Here is a 19,612-nt window from a genome sequence, read left to right as displayed (position 1 = left end):
CAAGAGGCCGGCGGGTCAGTGGGTCTGCGGGTCAGTGGGTCGTCGGGTCAGGGGGCCTGCGGGTCACCGGGCCGCGGGGTGTCAGGCCGGCGTGCGGGCGGTCAGCGGGTGGAGTCGGCGTCCACGTCGTCGCGGACCGGCTCCTCGGTGGCGAGGGTGCCGCTGGCCTCGGCGTACTTCTGCTGGATGAAGCGCTCCAGCTCGTCCTTCTCCACCCGCCACTGGCCGCGGCCACCGACCTGGATCGCCCGCAGCTCCCGGCGGCGCACCATCGCGTAGGCCTGCGACCAGGACACGTTGAGGATCTCCGCGACGTCGTCGAGGGTGTGGAACCGCTGGGTGGCCATGGGGTGGTCTTCTCCCGTCGAAGGTGCCCCGCCAGTGTGGCAGCCGGGTGACATGGCCCTCCGGCGTCCACCCGAAGGTGTGGACAACGGCTGCACGGGCCCTGCCGGCTCGGTCATGATCGCCGTCCGCGACCGTCCGCGGGTCAGGTCGACAGGCGAGGGATCCGATCGATGAGCGTGCCCACCGCGGCGGCGACAGCCGCCCGCACCGACGCCGTCCCGGGCGGGCCGGCACCGCGACGGGTCCGCCCACCCCGGTGGCTGGACCTGCGGCTGGTGCTCGGCGTCCTGCTCGTGCTGGGCTCGGTGCTGATCGGCGCGCGGGTGGTGAGCTCCGCGGACGCCACGGTGCCGGTCTGGTCGGCGGCCGGTGACCTGGCCGCGGGCACGGTGCTGGCCGAGGACGACCTCGTCGCGGTCTCCGTGCGGCTCGACGACGTCGCCGGCTCCTACCTGGCCACCAGTACGCGGCCGGGCGGACGGGTGCTGGCCCGCGCGGTGCGCGCCGGTGAGCTGCTGCCCCGCTCGGTGCTCGAGGAGTCCTCGGGCCAGGTCCAGCTGGCGCTGCCCGTGCAGGCCGGCTACGTCCCGCCCGCGCTGGCCCGCGGCCAGCTGATCGACGTCTACGCCGTCGCCGACCCCGCCGTCGGCGCCGACGCCGCCACCGGTGGGGACGTCGACCTGGTCCTCTCCGGGGCGCCCGTGCAGGCGGTGACCGGCCGGGGTGAGGGCGTCCTGTCGACGTCCTCGACCACCCTGCAGGTGGTGGTGGCCGTCGGTGCGCAGGAGACGCCTCGGGTGCTCGCCGCGATCGGCGGCCGGGGTCTGGTGGTCGTCGTCCGCAGTTCCGTCGACTCCGCCCCGGCCGGGCCCGCCCTGGCCCCGGCCGGGCCCGCCGCGGGTGCCGCACCGGCCGGGCCGACCGGCTGATGGCGCTGCAGGTCTTCACCGCCGTCACCGGGGCGGCCTGGGAGTCCGAGCTGGTGGGCGCCCTGGACCGCGAGGACCACGGCGTCACCGTCGTCCGCCGGTGCGTCGACGTCGGCGACCTGCTGGCGGCCGCCACGACCGGCACCGGCCAGGCGGTGCTGCTCTCGGCCGAGCTCCGCCGGCTCGACGGCGCCGCGGTCGCCCGGCTCACCGCCGCCGGCATCGCCGTCGTCGGGCTGGTCGAGCCGGGGGACACCCGCGCCACCGACCGGCTGCGCCAGTGGGGCGTCGGGCGGGTGCTGTCCGCCGACGCCGACCCCGAGACGATCGCCCGCGCGCTGCGCGAGGCCGTGACCGGCGAGCTCACGGCCGGGCACGAGGTCGGCGACCCGCGCGCCGCCCTGCCGGTGCTCGGGCTGCCGCCTGCCGAGTCGGCCCGCCCGGCCGGCCGTGGCCGGGTGGTCGCGGTGTGGGGCCCGACCGGGGCGCCGGGCCGGACGACGGTCGCGGTCGCCCTGGCCGACGAGGCCGCCCGCCTGGACGTGTCGACGCTGCTGGTCGACGCCGACGTGTACGGGGGCGTCGTCGCCCAGGTGCTCGGCCTGCTCGACGAGTCCCCGGGCCTGGTCGCCGCCACCCGGCAGGCCTCGGCTGGCACGCTCGACCTCGCCGCCCTGGCCCGGCTGGCGTGGGCCGTCACCCCGCAGCTGCGGGTGCTCACCGGGCTGGCCCGTGCCGACCGGTGGCCGGAACTGCGCCCCTCCGGCGTGGAGGTCGTGCTCGAGGAGGCCCGCCGGCTCGCCGCCCTCACCGTCGTCGACTGCGGGTTCGCGGTGGAGGAGGACGAGGAGCTGTCCTTCGACACCGCCGCGCCCCGCCGCAACGGGGCGACCCTCGCCGTCCTCGCCGCCGCCGACGAGGTGCTCTGCGTCAGCGGGGCCGACCCGGTCGCCCTGCAGCGCACCGTCCGCGCACTGGGCGAGCTGCGCGACGTGCTGCCCGACGTCGAGCCGCTCGTGGTGGTCAACCAGGTGCGGCGCGGCCCGGTCCCCGGTGACCCGCAGCGCGAGATCACCGCGGCGCTCGACCGGTTCACCGGCCGGCAGGTGCACGCCTTCCTGCCCGCCGACCGTCGGGCCACCGACGCCGCACTCGCCGCCGGCCGGACGCTGGCCGAGGCCGCGCCCGGGTCGCCGCTGCGGGCCGCGCTCCGCACGCTGGCCGCCGGGCTGGCCGGGGTGCCCGCCCCCGCCGGCCGCCGCGGACGCCGCCGGGCCTGACCGCTGGGCCGGACACCCCCGGGGGAGAGGAGCTGGTCATCGCCCGTAGCGTGAGGGCCCCGGCGGTGAGGAGGGTCACGGTGGTCGATCGGCTGACCGCGTTGGATGCGTCCTTCCTGTACCTGGAAGAGCCCGGCACCCCGATGCACGTCGGCGCCGTCCTGGTGCTGGACCGCCCGTCCGGCGAGTTCGACCTCGAGACGCTCGTCGAGCTGGTGCGTGCACGCCTGCCGCTGGTGCCGCGGTACCGGCAGAAGGTGGTCGAGGTGCCCGGGCACCTGGCCAACCCCGCCTGGGTCGACGACCCCGACTTCGACCTCGGCTACCACGTGCGTCGGTCGGCGCTGCCTCGGCCCGGCACCGAGGAGCAGCTGCTGGACCTGGTCGCCCGGCTGACCGCCCGGCCGCTGGACCGCAGCCGTCCGCTCTGGGAGATGTACCTCGTGGAGGGGTTGGCCGGCGACCGCACCGCCGTCGTCACCAAGACCCACCCGGCGCTGGTCGACGGACTGGGCGCGATCGACATCGCCCAGGTCATCCTCGACCCCGACCCCGCGGCGGGCACCACCCCGCTGCCCGCGGCCGACCCGTGGCTGCCGCGCCGCCCGCCGGGTGCAGCGGCGCTGGTCTGGGAGGCCGTCGAGGACTACCTGCGGCGCCCCTCCGACGTGCTGGAGACCGCGCGCACCGCCGTCGGCGACGTGCGGGCGACGGCGGTGCGCTGGGCCGGGGTGGCCGGTGGGCTGGCCGCGGCGCTGGCCCGGACGGCGGTCTCGCCGGCACCGGCCAGCTCCCTGAACGCCCCGATCGGCCGTCAGCGGCGGGTCGCGGTCGCCCGGGCGACCCTCGACGACCTGCGGGTCGTGCGGGCCGCGCACGGCGGCACGGTCAACGACGTGCTGCTCACCGTCATCACCGGCGCACTGCGCGAGTGGCTGCTGTCCCGGGGCGAGCCGGTCGTCAGCAGCACGACGGTGCGCGCGCTCGTGCCGGTGTCGGTGCGCGGTGAGGACGACGCCGCGGCGGGGGAGGTGCGGTCGTTCCTGGTCGACCTCCCCGTCGGCGAGCCCAACCCCCGGGTGCGGCTGACCCGGATCAGCTACGCCATGCGCGGCGTCGCGCCCAGCGGGCAGTCGGTCGGGGCGGGGACACTCAGCGCGCTGTCGGGCTTCGCGCCGCCCACGCTGCACGCCCTCGGCGCGCGGGCGGCCAGCGGGCTGTCCCGGCGGCTGTTCAACCTGGTGGTGATCAACGTGCCCGGCCCGCAGGTCCCGCTGTACGCCGGCGGTGCCCGGATGGCCGAGGTGTTCCCCGTCGTGCCGCTGGTGCGCGGGCAGGGCCTGGCGATCGGGCTGACCAGCTACGACGGGACGGTGTACGTGGGCCTCAACGGCGACCGCGACAGCGTCAGCGACGTCGACGTGCTGGCCGACCTGATCGAGCAGGAGGTCGGCCAGCTGGTCGAGGCGGCCACCGCCTGATGGAGGACCCCTCCGCAGAGGCTCTGCGCAGGGGGCGGGTCGACGCGCGGCAGGGCGCGGGAGGGTCGCCTGGGAAGATCGCCGGGCCGGTGACGTTGGTGTCGCTGTCACACGACTGAGGAGGCGAACCGGGGTGCGCGTGTACCTGCCGGCCACGACGACCGTGCTGCAGCGGTTGCTGGACGAGGGCCGGCTGACCGGCCCGCTCACCGTCTTCACGGTCACTCCGCAGCTGCGGGAGGCCTACGAGCTCAGCGAGGACGACGAGGAGCTCGAGTACGCCGCCCTCATCGCCGCGGCGCGGGCCAGCCTGCGCCTGATGGACGTCGACCCGGGTGCGGCCCGGCGCCGCGTGGTGCTGGCCGCCGACGTCCCGGAGTCGACGATCACCCCGATCGTCGACGAGGGTGCGGACCCGGGCGCTGCGCGCACCACCGCCGACGTCGGCCGGTCCGACATCGCCAGCGCGCACATCGACGTCGCCGAGGCCGAGGACGACGTGCGGGCCGCGGTGGGCGTGGTGCTGGAGGCCGACCTCGGCAGCACCGACGCCCAGTTCGTCGTCGACCAGGCCGAGGGCCACGAGCTGGCCTGGTACGCCACGCAGGAGATCGGCCCCGCACTCGAGCTGCTCTGACCCCGGCGGGACACCCGCCCGCTCTGCTCCGCCGGCGGGCGCACCTCCCGTCTCCCCGGAGGCGGGCTCACCGCTCGCCCGCCTCCGTCCGGTGGCGGGCGACCTGGACCCGCGTCGCGCCGCGGGCGTCCACCAGCCAGCCCGAGCCCGGCCGGGCCGGGAGCGGGGTGCGGGGCACCCGCAGCCCGAGCAGCTCGGCGTCACCGACCGCTGGGCGGAGCAGCAGGGCGGTGCGGCTGCGCCGCAGGCCGACCGCAGCCCCCCGGAACGAGGCGGCGAGCTCCGCGGCCGTGCCGGAGGCCAGCACCAGCAGCTGACCACCCGCGGCGCCCAGCACGTCGGCGACGTCGTCGGGCAGGGCCGGCAGGTCGTCGGCGAGTACGACCGCACGCCGGCCGTCCTGCGCGGCGACCCAGGCGCGCAACCCCGCGGCGTCGCTGCGGGAGATGCCGCCGTCACCGGCGTCGCGCGGGGCCACCAGCGCGACCACCGGGACACCGGCCGCCCGGCAGTGCCGGCCGAGGGCCTGCAGCGTGGCGGACCGCCCGCTGCCCGGCGGGCCGACGACCAGCAGCCCGCCGGTCCGGGAGACGTCGATCTCGACGGGTCCGCCGTCGTCACCACCGGGCCCCAGGAGCAGCGCCAGCCCGCCCGCGGTGCCGTCGTCGACCGGGGGCAGGGGCAGCTCGGGGTCGGCGGGCAGCTCCACGACCCGGAGCGTCGAGGTGGCGGCAGGCCGGGCGCAGGGGTCCACCGGCAGCCGGGGCAGGGCCAGCTGACACTCGACGGCGTCCTCACCCAGCAGCGCCCGGCCGGGTGGGCGGCGACCCGGGACGGCGCGGGCCGCGATCCCGGCCACCGCGTAGTCGGCGCGGTCGGGCAGCGGCAGCACCAGCCGGCTGCGCACGGCGGAGGCCAGCCGGCTGCCCGGGACCGCCCGCTCGGCGGTGAGCACGACGGTCAGCCCCACCGCCGCGCCGTCGCGCACCAGCCGCAGCAGGCCGCCCGCACCGGCCGCCGGGTCGGCCTCCTCCAGCTGGGCCGTCAGGCTCTCCCAGCCGTCGACGAGCAGCAGCAGGAGCGGCTCCTCGCCCGTCGCGCCGGCCCGGCGGCGGTCGACCTCGGCGACCAGCCGGGCCACCAGCCGCACGCTGCGGTGCGCGTCGTCCCGGCCGACGGTGGTGCCCGCGTGCGGGAGGCCGGCGACCAGGGCCTGGACCGCGCCGCCGCCGTGGTCCAGGGCGTGCACCTGGAGCCGGGCCGGGGGCAGCTGGTGCACCGCCTCGCCGACGACCGTCTGCAGGGCGGTGCTGCGCCCGCTGCGGGGGCCGCCGACGAGCAGCCAGCCTCCGCCCGCGGCCAGGTCGAGCTCCAGCGGGGACTGCAGCTGCGCATCGGGGGAGTCCTGCAGCCCGATCCGCAGCACGGTCGCGGGCGTCCCCGCCGTCGTGGGGTCCAGTGCGGTGGCCGGCAACCGGTCGGGCAGCGGTGGCAGCCACGGCCGGTCGGGCGCAGCGGTGCCGTCGGCCCGCGCCCGGTCGCCCACGGCGCGGACCAGCCGCTGCAGGTCGGTCGGCCCGGTCACCGCACCGGGCGTCCGGGGCAGGGTGGGCACCGCGGGCCACGGACGGCGGGTGACCGAGACGGGTGCGCCCGCCGCGTCGGCCCCGGTCGACACCCGCGCCACCTGGAGCAGGACCGGGGCGCCGTTGCCGGCGCGCAGGTAGGCCCGGCCCGGTCGGTCGGGGGGCAGCGCGGCGGGCAGCGTGCTGCCGAGCACGTCGCGGGCGTCGCCCTCGTCGGTGGTGCGCAGGCAGATCCGCAGCGAGCAGTTGGCCCGGATCTCGGGGCTGACCACGCCGGCGGGACGCTGGGTGGCCAGCACCAGGTGGACGCCGAGCGAGCGGCCGCGCTGGGCGATGCCGACGAGACCGGTGACGAACCCGGGCAGCTCCTCGGCGAGCGTCGCGAACTCGTCGACGACGATCACCAGCCGGCCGGCGGGGACCTCGGCCGGCACCTGGTCGAGGTCGCGCGCGCCGTGCTCGGCGAGCAGCCGTTCGCGCCGCGTGAGCTCCGCGGACAACGAGCGCAACGCCCGCGCCGTGGACTGCGGGTCCAGGTCGGTCAGCACGCCGACGGTGTGCGGCAGGGCGGCGGCCTCGCCGAAGGCCGCGCCGCCCTTGTAGTCGACCAGCAGGAAGCTGCAGCGGTCCGGCGGGTGGTGCAGCGCGAGGCTGGCCACCAGTGTCTGCAGCAGCTCGGACTTCCCCGACCCGGTGGTGCCGGCGACCAGGGCATGCGGCCCGTCGGCGACCAGGTCGATCGACAGCGGTCCCTGGTCGGTGGCGCCCAGGACCGCGGTGAGGCGGGCCCGCGTGCGGGACCAGCTCCCACCGGTGCGCTCGGCCCCCGCGGCCAGCGACAGCCCGTCGGCGGGCAGGTCGAGCAGCCGTGCGGCGTCGGGCAGTCCGCCGGCGCGCACCGGCCCGGCCAGTGCGGCGAGGTCGCGGGCGAGCCGCTCGGCGGTGCCCTCGGTCGTGGCGTCCAGGGTGAGCAGCTGTTCCTGGTCCGCGCAGGGCATGCGCAGTCGTGCCGTGGTGCCGGTCTCGCCGGTCACCTGGAGCCGGGCCAGGGCGGGGAGGGCCAGCCCGGGCTCGGTGTCGGCGAGGTCGAGACGCAGGACGCCGGGCGCGCCGGCCACCGCCGCCGCGGTCGGCTGGTCGAGGGGGCCGTCGAGCAGCACGAGCGTGTGCGGTCCGCCGCCGCCCCCGGGCCCGAGGAGCTCGGGGAGCGGTGACGTCGCGTCGGTCCGGCTGGCGACCAGGTGCGGCAGCCACCGGGCCCACCGCCAGTCCACCGCCTCCCGGGACCCGCAGAGCAGCACGATGCGCAGGTCGGACGGGGGGACCAGGACCGCGAGCTGGCACACGAGCGCGCGGGCGGCGGCGAGGGCGACCGGCCGCGGCCCGACGATCCCCAGACCGCCGGTGCCGGCCAGCGGCACGGTGACGGGCACGTGCCCGGTCCGCGCCGGCGCCCGAGAGCCGTCGGGGTCGATCCGGGTCACAGCCGTCGTGCCGGGGCCGGTGCCGAGGCGGGTCAGCAGGACCTCGTCCCCGCCGCGGGACCACAGCGGGCTGGACCGCCGGCGGGCCGCAGCGGTCAGCCGCGCCGGGTCCGGGTGCGCCTCGTCCCGGGCGGCGAGGTCGGCGGCCACCGCGGCGTCGAGCTCGGCGTGCGCACCGGCCAGCGCGGCCGCGTGCTCGGCGACGTCGCGACGGCGGGCGCGGCGTCCGGACAGCCGGTCGGAGGACCAGGTCGCCACCGCGACCACCGGGCTGAGCAGGGCGAAGAACAGGAAGTGCGGCGCCGACAGCAGCCAGGCCATCAGCACGCCGCCGACCGCGGGCAGCAGGACGGCCACCCAGCCCAGGCGCCGGCGCGGGACCTCGGGCGGCGGGGCCGGCAGGCGCACCTCACCGGCGCCCGTCGGCCCCGGCACGGCTCGCAGCGGCCGCACGAGGACCCGGCCGCCGGGAGCGGGGGAGCACTGCAGGGTCGCGCCCCGGGGCCCGGTCAGCCGCAGTGCGCTCGCGCCGAGCCGCAGCGTGGCGCCGACCGGCCACTCCCGGAGCTCTGCCGTCAGCCGGACCGGCCCGCCCGGCCCGGCGGTCAGCGACGACCCGTTGGACGAGCCGAGGTCGGCCACCCGCACCCGTCCCTCGGCCACCGAGACGACCGCGTGCCGACGGGAGACGTCCGGGTCGGCGAGCGGCAGCGCGCACCCGGCGCCGCGCCCCAGCACCAGGTCGCCCTGCTCCAGCGGGAGCGCTCGCCCGGCGTCCGGGCCGCCCACCACGTGCAGCTCCAGGGCGCCGGACCCGGTGCTGGGGCTGGGGCGCGGCCCGGGACGCCCCAGCCCCAGCACGGCACCGTGGCGCAGCGGGGCGGCGGTCAGCGGGGTGTCGACCGGCAGGGCGCCCGACCCCGACCACAGCAGTGCGCCCGGCGCCCCCAGCTGGTGCCCGAGCGGGCCGAGCACGTCGGCGAGCGAGGCGTCGTCCGGTGCCCGGACGTCGACGTCGACGGCTCCCCCGAGCCCGTGCACGGTCCAGGTCCGGACGGCGGGCTCCCGGTCGGGTGGGGTCACGGCCGGTGCCGCGGGCAGGAGGAACGCACGCAGGGATGCTGCCGCCGCCCGGCCCGCCGTGGGGGCCCTGCGCCGGATCTGTGGACGGGGGCCCGGGCTGTGGACAGCGCCGGCCCGGTGAGCCGGGGCCGCCCTACCTTCTGAGCCCACCGGGACGTGCCCGGACCAGAGGAGGAGCCATGAAGGTCGACATCGCGACGCTCAACACGATGGCCGGGCAGTGCCAGGCGGAGGCCGCGGACACCACCGCCCGGCACGCCACGCTGTCGGCGGGGATCAACAGCTCGGTGCTGGAGGGCTGGACCGACAGCCAGGCCGCGGTGCAGTTCAGCGAGCTGTACGAGAAGTGGCGGCTGTCCAGCCAGGGGGTCAGCGACGCGCTGACCGGCATGGGTCAGCTGCTGAACAACGTCGCCTCGGCCTACCAGCAGCACGAGAGCGAGATGGCGGCCCGGATCGGCGCGCTGCTCTGACCCTCCGCCGGGGAGACCGGGTCAGCCCGGGAGCGGGCTCGTCGGAGATGCGGTGCCGGCTCCCCGGCGGTGTGCTCCGACGAGCCGCTCCCACGGCAGGATCGAGACGATCGCGATGCAGTGCGGCAGGAAGATGATCGTCACGCCGGCGAAGACCATCACGTGGAAGCCGAGCAGGAAGACCACGAGGGCGATCCGGGCCCGGTCGCGGCGGACCAGCAGCATCAGCGGGGTCAGCGCCTCGAACGCCAGCATCAGCCACTGGGATGCGGGCAGCAGCCACGGCACGTCCAGCGTCCAGTTCGACAGCGGGGTGCCGCGGCGGATCACCGCCCAGGTCAGCGTGGCGCCGGTGGCCCAGTTCCAGCCGCCGAAGCGCATCTTGGCCCAGAAGGCCAGGAAGTAGGTGAGCATCACCGCCACCAGCACGCAGGCCATCGCCCAGCCGGCGGCCTCCGAGGAGCGCCGGTCCCGGACGTGCGCCCGGCCGATGGTGGGCAGCACGGCCAGGGCGACCAGGAAGGCGAACCGGTCGTGGTCCACCTTCCCGTAGCTCATCGCGATGACCATCCACTCGAAGTAGAGGGCGAAGACGGTCAGCCCCAGCACGCGCGGGGCGCGGCCGGTCGCGGCGGCGAGGGCGGTGAGCACCAGCGCCCACTGCACGACGAGCACGACCGTGTGCGTCGGGGTGGGCAGGTGCAGCAGGCGGGCGACCAGCATCGGCTGGTACCAGGCGGTCGGCACGTCGGCGTGCGCGCGCACGAACGTCGTGGTGGCGAACACGTCGATCGGGATGAACAGGTAGGCGATGACCCGGTAGACCGCGATCCGGGCCAGCGGCACGGGGCGGAAGAACCAGCGGTCGCGGGCGGGGGCGGCCGTCGGGCTCGCCACGGCGGTGCTCATCCCGCCTCGACGGGGGAGCTGACCACGACGTGGTCGGTGAAGGCGCCGGTCTGCACACCGTCGCGCAGCTCGAAGTCCCGTTGGACCACGTCGACCCGCACCAGCGGTTCGGCCGAGGGGTTGCGCTGCACGTAGGCCTCGCCGAGCTCTCCGAGCAGCTCGGGGTGGTCGATGACCCGGCCGAGCTGCCCCTCGAACTCCGCCCGGCGCAGCCCCACCTCACCGCCGGACATCGGCACCTCGGTGCCGTCGGCGGTCAGCCCGACCACCCGGGTCGAGCCGACCGGGGCGTCGTTGCCGGCGCGGCCGGCGTACATCAGGAACGGGCCGACGGGGAAGTCGTCGTCGGAGCCCCACGCCGTGCCGGCCAGGGTCAGGGCCAGCACGACGCCGGCGACGGCCAGCCGCCACGCGCGGGCGGCACGGGGCAGCCGGACGACCTCGACCTGCTCCGTCGGGTCGGGAGCGGACAGCAGCTGCACGCGGGCATCGTAGGTTCGCCGCCTGTCCGCACGGGGTGACCGGCGGCGCGGACCCGGCCCACCGGCCCCATCCGCCGCACCAGCGCGGTCAGGAGCGGGGGAGGACGTCCCAGCCCGAGAGCGCGGTGACCACCCCGGGCGCCATGTCCAGCGCAGCGAGCCCGGTGGTGTCGACGAACGCCGCATCGTCCGCGTCGTCACCGGCGACCGGCTGCTGACCGGGGTCGGCGAGCGTGCACAGCCAGTCGGTGACCAGGAAGACCACGCCGTCCCCGTCGATGCGCACCGCGCCCAGCGGCCGCACCGGCCGCACCGCCAGCCCGGTCTCCTCGGCCAGCTCCCGGACGACGGCCTGCTCCTGGGTCTCCCCGGCCTCCATCCGCCCACCGGGCACCGACCACAGCCCGGCACTGGGAGCGTGCCCGCGGCGGATCAGCAGCAGCCGGCCCTGCGCGTCGTGCACCACCGCGCCCACGCACGGCACCTCGGGCCTGGCGTCGTCCGGAGCCGGTTCGTCCACGCCCGCAGGCTACGGCCGCCGCCCCCGGCACCCGCCCCCGTGGCGCGGGCAGCGTCGCGGTGCCCGATGCTTGACGCGGCGCCAGCAGAACAGGACGGTGAGCGGCCATGAGCGTGTCCCCGGTGTGCCCGCGGTGCGGGGAGGTCCTGCAGGTCCGCCCCGGTTCGACGGGTGAGGGCTGGTGTCACGTGCACGCCGCCGTCACCCCGCTGCACCACACCGCCGTCCTCGCCCACGACGCGATCAGCGCCGTCTGCGCCGACGCGCGCGTCCCGGCCTGGGTGCCCGACCCGCTGCCCGGCGGCTGGGCGGTCACCGGGCTCGCGTGGGGCGGTGAGCCCGGCGCCCGGGCGATCGTCGTCGCCCTCGCCGGCCCCGGGCCCGTGGGCGGCCCGGCCGAGATGGTGCTCGTCGCCGAGGAGCCGGGCACCGGCCTGGGCTGCGGCTACGCCGGGCTGCCCGGCGTCGACCCCGGTGACCTGGTGTCCGGGCCCTCCCACGCCGGGATCGAGGCCTCCGGCCAGCGGGCGCCGCTGTGGGCGGTGCCGACCGTCGACGACCGGGCCGCCTACGTGGGGGAGGCCCAGGGCGTGTGGCTGTGGCTGGTCACGTGGCCCGCGTCGGCGGCCTGGCTGCTGGCCGAGGACCTGTCCCTGCTCGACCTGCGCGACCGGGTGTACCCCGATCTGCCGCTGGGACCTCCGACCGACCGGCTGCTGCCCGGCCGTTGAGCAGCTGGACGACGGGCGGCGACCAGCGGATTCGTCGTCCCTCCCCGGCGTGGCGGCTGGTGCTCGCGGCGGGACGGCTGTTACTCATGGGGCGCGGTCCCGCTGGCCGTCGTGGTGACCTGCTGTCGGCGCGCCGACGTGGGCCGCCTGGCCGCCTGAGGAAGGACGCGCACGTGCTGAAGAAGGTGCTCACCTGGCTGGCCGTCGCCTTCGTGGTCTTCTACGTCATCCAGCGCCCCGAGGACGCCGCCGGCATCGTGCGCAGCGCGGGCTCGGCCCTCGGTGACGCGGCCGCCTCGCTGTCGGCCTTCGTGGGCTCGCTCGTCTAGCCGGTCGTGTCCGGCCCGCGCACCCGCAGGCCCCGCTGGGGCAAGGACGCCGAGAAGTACCTGCTCTCGGACGAGCCGCCCGTCATCGCCACCCGCCGGCACCCGGCGGTGCTCGCCCGGCCGCTGATCCGCGGCGTCCCCGCGCTGGCCGTCGGGGTCTGGGTCCTGCAGCTGGACCCCACCAACCGGGTCTCGGCCGTCGTCGGCCTGGTCGTCGTCCTCGGCGCGCTGGGCTACCTGGCCCTGCACGTCGCCGAGTGGTGGGTGCGGCACTTCCTGGTCACCCGGCGCCGCGTGCTGCTGACGTCGGGCGTGATCATCCGCACCGTGGCGGTCATGCCGCTGCGCCGGATCACCGACCTGACCTGGAAGGAGACCTTCTGGGGACAGATCCTCGGCTACGGCACCTTCCGGTTCGAGTCCGCCGGGCAGTCCCAGGGGCTGGACGTCATCGACTACATGCCGCACGCCAACGCCCTCTACAAGCGGCTGTCGGAGCTGATGTTCGGCACCGACCAGACCACCAACCCGGTCAGCTCCGACGAGGACGCCGACGGCTCGCTGGCCGCCGACGACCGCGGTGAGCCCGACGCACCCGAGCAGCTGATGCCCCGGCCGCTGACGAACGGACGCCGGCACGACACCGCGCCGATCCCGCGGCTGCGGCCCACCCGCTTCCCCGACCCGCAGGACGAGTGACCGGTCGGCGGCCGGGGACGGGCGTGCGGCAGGCTGGGGGCGTGCGCATCGACCTGCACACCCACTCCTCGGTGTCCGACGGCACCGAGAGCCCCGCCGAGCTCGTCGCCACCGCGGCCGCTGCGGGGCTGGACGTCGTCGCCCTCACCGACCACGACACCACCGCCGGCTGGGCTGCCGCGGCCGCCGCCCGCCCGCCCGGGCTGACCGTCGTCCCGGGCATGGAGCTGTCCTGCGCCTGGACGGGAGTCGAGGGGCCGCCGGTCGCCGTCCACCTGCTGGCCTACCTCTTCGACCCCGACCACCCCGCCTTCGCCGCCGAGCGCGCCCGGCTGCGGGCCGAGCGGCTCAGCCGCGGCGAGCGGATCGTGCGTGCGCTGGCCGCCGACGGCCACCCGGTGGTGTGGGAGGAGGTGCTGGCCCGCAGCGCCGGCGGGGTGGTGGGCCGCCCGCACGTGGCCCGCGCGCTCGTCGAGGCCGGCGTCGTCGGCTCGGTCGACGAGGCCTTCGCCAGCCTGCTGCACCACCGCAGCCCGTACTACGCGGCCAAGGCCGACACCGAGGTTCTCGACGGCATCGCGCTGGTGCGTGCGGCCGGCGGCGTGCCGGTGTTCGCCCACGGGCTGGCCACCTCGCGCGGCCGGGTCGTCGACGACGCCGCGATCGAGGCGATGGCCGCCGGCGGGCTGCTCGGCCTGGAGGTCGACCACCCCGACCACACCCCCGACCAGCGGGCGCACCTGCGGGTGCTCGCCGACCGGCTGGGGTTGCTGTGCACCGGGTCCAGCGACTACCACGGCACCAACAAGAGGACGCCGATCGCGGCCTGCACGACCGCGCCCGACCAGTACGCCGCACTGCTCGCCGCCGGCACCGGCACGACCGTGCTGACCGACTGAGACCGTCGTACCCGCGGGTTACCGTGGCGGCCGTGGTGGGTGACCAGCTGGAGATGCCGGGCATGCCCAAGCGGCTGTTCTCCTGCACCCCCAGCAAGCTGGCCACGTTCGCGGACTGCCCGCGCCGCTACCGCTTCGCCTACCTGACCCAGCCCCGCCCGCCCCGCGGCCCGGCCTGGGCGCACAACACGGTGGGCGCCGCGGTGCACGCCGCCCTGCGCTCGTGGTGGGACCTCCCGGTCGAGAAGCGCACGGCGTCCGCGGCCCGCCAGCTGCTCTACAGCGGCTGGTCACCGGCCGGGTTCCGCGACGGCGAGCAGGCGCAGACCTGGCGGGCCAAGGCGGCCGGGTGGCTCACCGACTACGTCGCCGAGCTCGACCCGACCGACGAGCCGGCCGGCACCGAGCGCACGGTCGGGGCCACCACCGGGGCGCTGGCGCTGTCCGGCCGCGTCGACCGCATCGACCGGCGCGGCGACGAGCTGGTGGTCGTCGACTACAAGACCGGCCGCACGCCGAGCACCGAGGACGACGCCCGGAGCTCCCCGGCGCTGGCGCTGTACGTGCTGGGTGTCCGGCGCACGCTGCGCCGTGCCTGCAGCCGGGTCGAGCTGCACCACCTGCCCTCGGGCACGGTCGCGGCCTTCGAGCACACCGAGCGCTCGCTGGCCAACCACGTGCGCCGGGCCGAGGACATCGCGCACGACATCACCACCGCGACCGAGGCCCTGGAGGGCGGCGCCGACGTGGACGCCGCCTTCCCGCCGGTGCCCGGGCAGCAGTGCAGCTGGTGCGACTTCCGGTCCAGCTGCCCGACCGGCCAGGCGGCAGCACCGGCCCGGGAGACGTGGAGCTTCCTGCCCACCGAGCCGGCCCCGGCCGACTGAGCCGCTAGGCCGGCGGCGCGCTGGCCGAGGCCACCGGGACGTCGGTGTACCGCGCCGTCAGCACCTCCAGCAGGTGGCCGTCGGGCCCGCGGAAGTACAGCCGCCGTCCGCTGCCGTCGAGGTCCACCGCCCCGACCTCGTGCGGACGGCGCCCGGCTGGGTCGGCGGTGTACAGCGTCCCGTCCGCGTCGAAGCGCGCTCGCACCCGGTCGAAGTGCTCGTCGTCGACCAGGAAGGCCAGGTGCAGCGGCTCGGGCCGCGGCGCGGCGGCGAAGTTGAGGACGAGGTGGTCGTCGAGCTGGACGCTGGAGAAGAAGCCGTTGAGCCACGGCTCGCGCAGCTCCAGCAGGTCGACGAACCAGGCGACGGCGGCGTCCCGGACGGACACCGGGACGATCATGTGGTGCAGGGCAGTGGGCACGGGGACTCCTGGACGAGAGAGGACCCGGCAGCGGGATCGCGGCCGGGAGAGCGCTGCTCCCTCATCGGGCGGGCTGCGGGCCCGCGCCGGCATCAGGTGCCGGCCGGGCACCCGATCCGTGCGCGGCGATGAGCCGACCCGGCAGTCATGGCGGGCACCGTAGCGGCCGGTGACCGGGTGGCGCCAGGGTCAGCCGCCGGTCGCGCCGCGGACGGCGAGGGAGACCGCCAGTGCCAGCATCACCACCGCGATCACCGCGTCCAGCACCCGCCAGGCGGCCGGGCGGGCGAACACCGGCCGCAGCAGCCGGGCGCCGAACCCCAGGCCGGTGAACCACAGCGCGCTGGCCACCGCCGCACCGACGCCGAAGGCCCACCGGCGGTCGCCGTAGGTGCTCGACAGCGAGCCGAGCAGCACCACGGTGTCCAGGTAGACGTGCGGGTTGAGCCAGGTCAGCGCGAGCGCCGTGGTCACCGCGACCGTGGCGCTGGTGCGGTTGCCGGCGGCGTCGGTGAGCAGGGCGCCGGGCCGCAGCGCCCGCCGGGCGGCCATCAGCCCGTAGACCAGCAGGAACGCCGCGCCGGCGAAGCAGACGACGGTCAGCACGCCCGGCGCCCGGGTGACCAGAGCCCCGGCGCCGCTCACGCCGGCCGCGATCAGCACGACGTCGGACAGCAGGCAGACGGCGACGACCGCGGTCACGTGCTCGACGCGCAGCCCCTGCCGCAGCACGAACGCGTTCTGGGCACCGATGGCGACGATCAGCGACAGGCCCAGCCCGAGTCCGGCGGCGGCGGCGAGCAGGGCGTTCGACATGCCGCTCACGCTAGGAGCCGGGTGGCCGTGACTCCAGCTGTCTTTCCTGATGCACCTGAAGCGCCTCTAATGGCCGGGTGGACCTCGACCTCGCCCAGCTGCGCGCGTTCGACGCGACGGTCACCGCCGGCACCCTCGACGGGGCGGCCCGCGCGCTGCACGTGACGCCGAGTGCGATCAGCCAGCGGCTCAAGGCGCTGGAGGCGGCGACCGGACGGGTCCTGCTGGTGCGCAGCAGGCCGGTGCAGGTGACCGAGTCCGGGCAGCCCGTGCTGCGGCTGGCCCGCCAGGTCGCGCTGCTGGCCGCCGACGCCGCCCGCGAGCTCGCGCCCGAGGACGGCGACCGGCCGGTCACCCTGCCCATCGCGCTCAACGCCGACTCGATGGCCACCTGGGTGCTGCCGGCGCTCGCCCCGCTGGCCGACGAGCTGGCCTTCGACCTGCACGTGCAGGACCAGGAGCACACCGCCGCCCTGCTGCGCGAGGGCCGGGTGACCGCCGCGGTGACCGCCGACGACGTCCCGGTGCCCGGCTGCACGGTGACGCGGCTGGGCGGCATGCGCTACCGGCCGATGGCCACCCCGGCGTTCACCGACCGGTGGTTCGGCGACGGCGTGACCGCCGAGGCGCTGTCGCGGGCACCGGTGGTCGTGTTCGACCGCACCGACGACCTGCAGCACGGCTACCTGCGCTCGCGCGGCGTCGACCCGCAGGCCCCGCCGCTGCACCACGTGCCGGCCTCGGTCGACTACATCACCGCGGTCACCCTCGGCTTCGGCTGGGGGATGGTGCCGCGCCAGCAGGAGCCGCCCGGCGCACTCGTCGAGCTCGACCCGGCCAGGGGCGTCGACGTCGTCCTGCACTGGCAGCAGTGGCGGCTGCGCTCGCCGTCCCTCGACCGGGTCGCCGCCGCTGTCCTGACCGCCGCCCGACGGCACCTCGACCAGCTCGCCTGACGCGGGGGCGTGCGGCGGCCGCCACTGCCAGACTCGGCAGGTGGAGGCACAGCGGCAACAGGGTCACGGACTGCGCTTCGACTGGGGCCTCGCCGGCGCCACTGCGATCGCCCGACGGGCCGACGTCGCGGTGGTGGTCGACGTGCTCTCCTTCACCACCACCTTGACGGTCGCCGTCGACGCCGGCGTCGCCGTGCTGCCCTTCCGGTGGGACGACGCCCGGGCCGTCGAGCACGCGCGTACGAGGGACGCGGTCCTGGCGGTCGGTCGCTCTCGGGCCCGCCCCGGCGAGATCAGCCTCTCGCCCGCGACGCTCCGGCGTCCCCGGCTGCCGGAGCGGCTGGTGCTCCCGTCGCCGAACGGGTCGACGATCGCGCAGCGCCTGAGCGAGGGACGTGGGAGCTGTGTGGGCGCGAGCCTGCGGAACGCCGAGGCCGTCGCGACCTGGATCGCCGACCGTCACGACCCGGCACGGACGACGGTCGCCGTGGTGGCTGCGGGCGAGCAGTGGCCCGACGGCGGGCTCCGCCCTGCAGTGGAGGACGCCTGGGGCGCTGGAGCCGTGATCGACCACCTCGCCCGTGCCGGCTGGGACGAGGTGTCACCCGAGGCGGTCAGCGCCCGCGCTGCCTGGCGCGCCGTCGCAGACGACGTCGGGAACAGCTTGCTGGCCTGCGTCAGCGGTCAGGAACTGGTCCGGGCCGGTTTCCGCGGCGACGTGGACATCGCCGCGGAGGCCGGCACCAGCCGGTGTGTGCCGGTCCTCCAGGGCGATGTGTTCGTCGACGGTGCCTGAGCGGTGGGCCCTCAGGCGCTGAGCGGCTCGGGCTCCGCGACCCGCACGCGGGCGGCCCGCACGATCGGGGACTCCCGCACCCGGGACGGCACCGCCAGCGTCGCCTGCCGGAACGCCCGGAGCCCCGCCGTCGCAGCCGCGTCGGTGAGCCCGAACCCCGGCAGGCCGTAGAGCCTGCGGGCCCACTGCGGGAGGGTCGCGGCACCCAGCGAGGCCAGCGTCGCCCACGCCGGGCGGGCCGGGGTGAGCAGCTGCACCCAGCCGGGCATCGGCGGGACGAGGATGAACCTCGAGGCGGTGCGGGCGGCCGGGGTGACCGCGAGCCGGTCCTGCACGCGGGCGAAGTAGGCGGCCAGCTCGGCCTCGGTGCGCGGGACGTCGGCCTCGTCGCAGCCCACCAGCACCGCGGCGACGACCTGCTCCTCGACGTAACGGTCGGCCTCGGCGTCGGTGAGCGGCACCCCGGCGCGGCGGGCGGTGGACAGCAGCGAGTCGACCTCGCAGTTGTGCACCCACAGCAGCAGGTCGGCGTCGTCCACGTTGAAGTGCCGGCCGGTGGTCTCCTCGACGCCGGACTTCCCGCGGTGCAGCCCGCGGACCCGGCGCACCTGGCGCAGCGCGTCCCGGCGGGTGCCGAAGGTGAGCGTGGCGACGTACTCCGCGGTGCGGGTCAGCCGCGCCCACGGCTCGGTCTCGAAGGCGACGGAGAACTGGTGGACGCCGTCCATCGCCACCGGGTGCAGCGCCTGCAGCAGCAACGCGCGGATGCCGCCGACGGAGAAGGCCGGGTCGCTGTGGATCCGCCAGCTGATGCTGTCGGGGCCGAAGAACCCCAGCAGGTCCTCCTCGGGCGTGAAGTCCTTGATGGAGGGGGTCGGCCTCATGACTGTGCTCCCACGGTCTGCTCGTCGTGCGCGGCCGCAGCCGGCGTGCCCGTCCAGAAGGACAGCAGCACGGCGACGGTGTCGTCGGGGTTCTCGATGGCGGGGGAGTGCCGGGACCGGGCGATGACCTCGTGCCGGGCCCCCAACCGGGCGGCCATGTCCGTCTGCGCGGCCGGCGTCCAGGCGTTGTCGGCGACGCCGTGCGCCACCAGCACCGGGACGCCGGTGGCGGTGAGCTCGGCGACCCGGTCGGGCTCGGTGAGCAGCGCCTCGGCCATGCCGCGCAACCCCGCCTCGCTGCTGGTGCGCAGCACCTGGGTCTGGAATGCGGCGGTCGCCGGCGGGATGGTCGCCCGCACCGGGTCGTCGGCCTCCATCTCGGCCAGCGTGCGGACCACCAGGTCGACACCGCCGACGTCGAGCAGCGGGGCCAGGTGGCCGATCAGCTGCGCCCGCGGTCCGGTCAGCTCGGCCGGGCCGCTGTCGAGCAGCGTGAGGGAGTCGAAGAGCCCCGGCTCGGCGATCACCGCCGCGCGGGACACCAGCCCGCCGAGGCTGTGGCCCAGCAGGTGCAGCGGTCCGCTGCCCTCGGCGCGCAGCCGGCGGCCCACGGCGACGACGTCGGTGGCCAGCTCGGGCACCGAGTAGCGCGCGGGGTCCTCGGGGCCGGTGGACTCGTGCTGCCCACGCTGGTCGATCGCCACGGCGCGCAGCCCGGCGGCGCGCACCGGGTCCAGCAGCGGGGCGAAGTCCTCCTTGCTGCCGGTGAAGCCGGGCACCAGGAGGACGGTCGGGCCGGCCCCGCCGGTGTCCAGCGCCGCGAGCTCCCCGGCCGGTCCCTCGAGGGTCACCCGGGTGGCCGCGTGGGTCGTCAGCTGCCCGTCCGGGGCCGCCGCGCTGTCGAGGTCGTCGGTGCCGAGGGTGGCTGGGGCTGAGCCGCCGGGGGAGACCATGCCCCGAGTGTGCCCCGCCGTCCGGTCGT

21 protein-coding genes are annotated in these 19,612 nt (G+C 76.8%); 12 read left to right on the top strand and 9 right to left on the bottom strand.

All coding sequences use genetic code 11. The features are described 5' to 3' along the window. Positions 1-101: 101 nt before the first annotated feature. Positions 102-347, bottom strand: a complete 246-nt coding sequence (locus tag KUM42_RS06330) for a helix-turn-helix domain-containing protein (RefSeq protein WP_237495945.1) — start codon at positions 345-347, stop codon at positions 102-104. Between the two features lie 171 nt (positions 348-518). Here KUM42_RS06330 and KUM42_RS06325 point away from each other — a divergent pair, with 171 nt between their 5' ends. The 4 genes from KUM42_RS06325 (at position 519) to KUM42_RS06310 (ending at position 4,675) form a co-directional block, all read left to right on the top strand. Continuing rightward, positions 519-1,277, top strand: coding sequence for an SAF domain-containing protein (locus tag KUM42_RS06325; RefSeq protein WP_237495944.1), 759 nt, complete (start codon positions 519-521; stop codon positions 1,275-1,277). After that, a complete protein-coding gene (locus KUM42_RS06320) occupies positions 1,277-2,557 on the top strand; it encodes a chromosome partitioning protein (protein WP_237495943.1) in 1,281 nt (426 codons plus the stop codon). The genes KUM42_RS06325 and KUM42_RS06320 overlap by 1 nt, the downstream gene beginning before the upstream one ends. Before the next feature lie 80 nt (positions 2,558-2,637). Beyond that, the gene (locus KUM42_RS06315; RefSeq protein WP_237495941.1) at positions 2,638-4,038 is read left to right on the top strand and encodes a wax ester/triacylglycerol synthase family O-acyltransferase; all 1,401 of its coding nucleotides are present in this window, start codon (positions 2,638-2,640) and stop codon (positions 4,036-4,038) included. A gap of 133 nt (positions 4,039-4,171) precedes the next feature. Continuing rightward, positions 4,172-4,675, top strand: coding sequence for a hypothetical protein (locus KUM42_RS06310; RefSeq protein WP_237495939.1), 504 nt, complete (start codon positions 4,172-4,174; stop codon positions 4,673-4,675). Between the two features lie 67 nt (positions 4,676-4,742). Here KUM42_RS06310 and KUM42_RS06305 read toward each other — a convergent pair whose 3' ends face one another. After that, positions 4,743-8,828 carry an FtsK/SpoIIIE domain-containing protein gene (locus KUM42_RS06305; RefSeq protein WP_237495938.1) on the bottom strand — a complete coding sequence of 1,362 codons (4,086 nt, stop codon included), beginning with the start codon at positions 8,826-8,828 and terminating at the stop codon, positions 4,743-4,745. A 179-nt stretch (positions 8,829-9,007) separates the two neighbouring features. Here KUM42_RS06305 and KUM42_RS06300 point away from each other — a divergent pair, with 179 nt between their 5' ends. Then, on the top strand, positions 9,008-9,301 hold the full coding sequence (locus KUM42_RS06300; protein ID WP_237495935.1) for a WXG100 family type VII secretion target: 294 nt from the start codon (positions 9,008-9,010) through the stop codon (positions 9,299-9,301). 21 nt (positions 9,302-9,322) lie between these two features. Here the strand turns inward: KUM42_RS06300 and KUM42_RS06295 are convergent, their stop codons facing one another. From KUM42_RS06295 to KUM42_RS06285, 3 genes are all read right to left on the bottom strand, one after another. Continuing rightward, positions 9,323-10,210 carry an MFS transporter permease gene (locus tag KUM42_RS06295; protein ID WP_237495933.1) on the bottom strand — a complete coding sequence of 296 codons (888 nt, stop codon included), beginning with the start codon at positions 10,208-10,210 and terminating at the stop codon, positions 9,323-9,325. Continuing rightward, positions 10,207-10,692, bottom strand: coding sequence for a hypothetical protein (locus KUM42_RS06290; RefSeq protein WP_237495931.1), 486 nt, complete (start codon positions 10,690-10,692; stop codon positions 10,207-10,209). Before KUM42_RS06290 ends, KUM42_RS06295 begins: the two co-directional genes overlap by 4 nt. Before the next feature lie 88 nt (positions 10,693-10,780). After that, positions 10,781-11,212 carry an NUDIX domain-containing protein gene (locus KUM42_RS06285; protein ID WP_237495929.1) on the bottom strand — a complete coding sequence of 144 codons (432 nt, stop codon included), beginning with the start codon at positions 11,210-11,212 and terminating at the stop codon, positions 10,781-10,783. Positions 11,213-11,319: 107 nt separating this feature from the next. On the opposite strand from KUM42_RS06285, the gene KUM42_RS06280 reads away from it, so the two are divergent. The 5 genes from KUM42_RS06280 to KUM42_RS06260 all read left to right on the top strand — a co-directional run bounded on the left by KUM42_RS06280 (position 11,320) and on the right by KUM42_RS06260 (position 14,757). Further along, a complete protein-coding gene (locus KUM42_RS06280) occupies positions 11,320-11,943 on the top strand; it encodes a DUF6758 family protein (RefSeq protein WP_237495927.1) in 624 nt (207 codons plus the stop codon). A 173-nt stretch (positions 11,944-12,116) separates the two neighbouring features. Beyond that, complete coding sequence (locus KUM42_RS06275; RefSeq protein WP_170311073.1) at positions 12,117-12,272, top strand: hypothetical protein; 156 nt, start codon at positions 12,117-12,119, stop codon at positions 12,270-12,272. Between the two features lie 6 nt (positions 12,273-12,278). Beyond that, entirely contained in the window at positions 12,279-12,971 is a 693-nt protein-coding gene (locus tag KUM42_RS06270; protein ID WP_237495925.1) for a PH domain-containing protein, read from the top strand. A 41-nt stretch (positions 12,972-13,012) separates the two neighbouring features. Then, positions 13,013-13,870, top strand: coding sequence for a PHP domain-containing protein (locus KUM42_RS06265; RefSeq protein WP_237495923.1), 858 nt, complete (start codon positions 13,013-13,015; stop codon positions 13,868-13,870). A 32-nt stretch (positions 13,871-13,902) separates the two neighbouring features. Then, entirely contained in the window at positions 13,903-14,757 is an 855-nt protein-coding gene (locus KUM42_RS06260) for a PD-(D/E)XK nuclease family protein (RefSeq protein ID WP_237495921.1), read from the top strand. Between the two features lie 4 nt (positions 14,758-14,761). Here the strand turns inward: KUM42_RS06260 and KUM42_RS06255 are convergent, their stop codons facing one another. Both KUM42_RS06255 and KUM42_RS06250 read right to left on the bottom strand, forming a co-directional pair. Then, positions 14,762-15,178, bottom strand: coding sequence for a hypothetical protein (locus KUM42_RS06255; RefSeq protein ID WP_237495919.1), 417 nt, complete (start codon positions 15,176-15,178; stop codon positions 14,762-14,764). Between the two features lie 189 nt (positions 15,179-15,367). Beyond that, on the bottom strand, positions 15,368-15,994 hold the full coding sequence (locus tag KUM42_RS06250; protein ID WP_237495918.1) for a LysE/ArgO family amino acid transporter: 627 nt from the start codon (positions 15,992-15,994) through the stop codon (positions 15,368-15,370). A 77-nt stretch (positions 15,995-16,071) separates the two neighbouring features. Here KUM42_RS06250 and KUM42_RS06245 point away from each other — a divergent pair, with 77 nt between their 5' ends. Both KUM42_RS06245 and KUM42_RS06240 read left to right on the top strand, forming a co-directional pair. Beyond that, positions 16,072-16,950, top strand: a complete 879-nt coding sequence (locus tag KUM42_RS06245) for a LysR family transcriptional regulator ArgP (protein ID WP_237495916.1) — start codon at positions 16,072-16,074, stop codon at positions 16,948-16,950. A 40-nt stretch (positions 16,951-16,990) separates the two neighbouring features. Then, a complete protein-coding gene (locus tag KUM42_RS06240; protein WP_237495913.1) occupies positions 16,991-17,746 on the top strand; it encodes a 2-phosphosulfolactate phosphatase in 756 nt (251 codons plus the stop codon). A gap of 11 nt (positions 17,747-17,757) precedes the next feature. On the opposite strand, the gene KUM42_RS06235 is transcribed toward KUM42_RS06240, so the two are convergent. Together KUM42_RS06235 and KUM42_RS06230 are read right to left on the bottom strand one after the other, a co-directional pair. Beyond that, complete coding sequence (locus KUM42_RS06235) at positions 17,758-18,630, bottom strand: oxygenase MpaB family protein (protein WP_237495911.1); 873 nt, start codon at positions 18,628-18,630, stop codon at positions 17,758-17,760. After that, entirely contained in the window at positions 18,627-19,583 is a 957-nt protein-coding gene (locus KUM42_RS06230; protein ID WP_237495910.1) for an alpha/beta fold hydrolase, read from the bottom strand. Before KUM42_RS06230 ends, KUM42_RS06235 begins: the two co-directional genes overlap by 4 nt. Positions 19,584-19,612: the final 29 nt, after the last annotated feature.

The organism is Modestobacter sp. L9-4 (genome assembly GCF_019112525.1).
GTDB lineage: Bacteria > Actinomycetota > Actinomycetes > Mycobacteriales > Geodermatophilaceae > Modestobacter.
The sequence above is the reverse complement of the archived record's forward strand: the minus strand, read 5'-3'. Positions and strand labels throughout refer to the sequence as shown.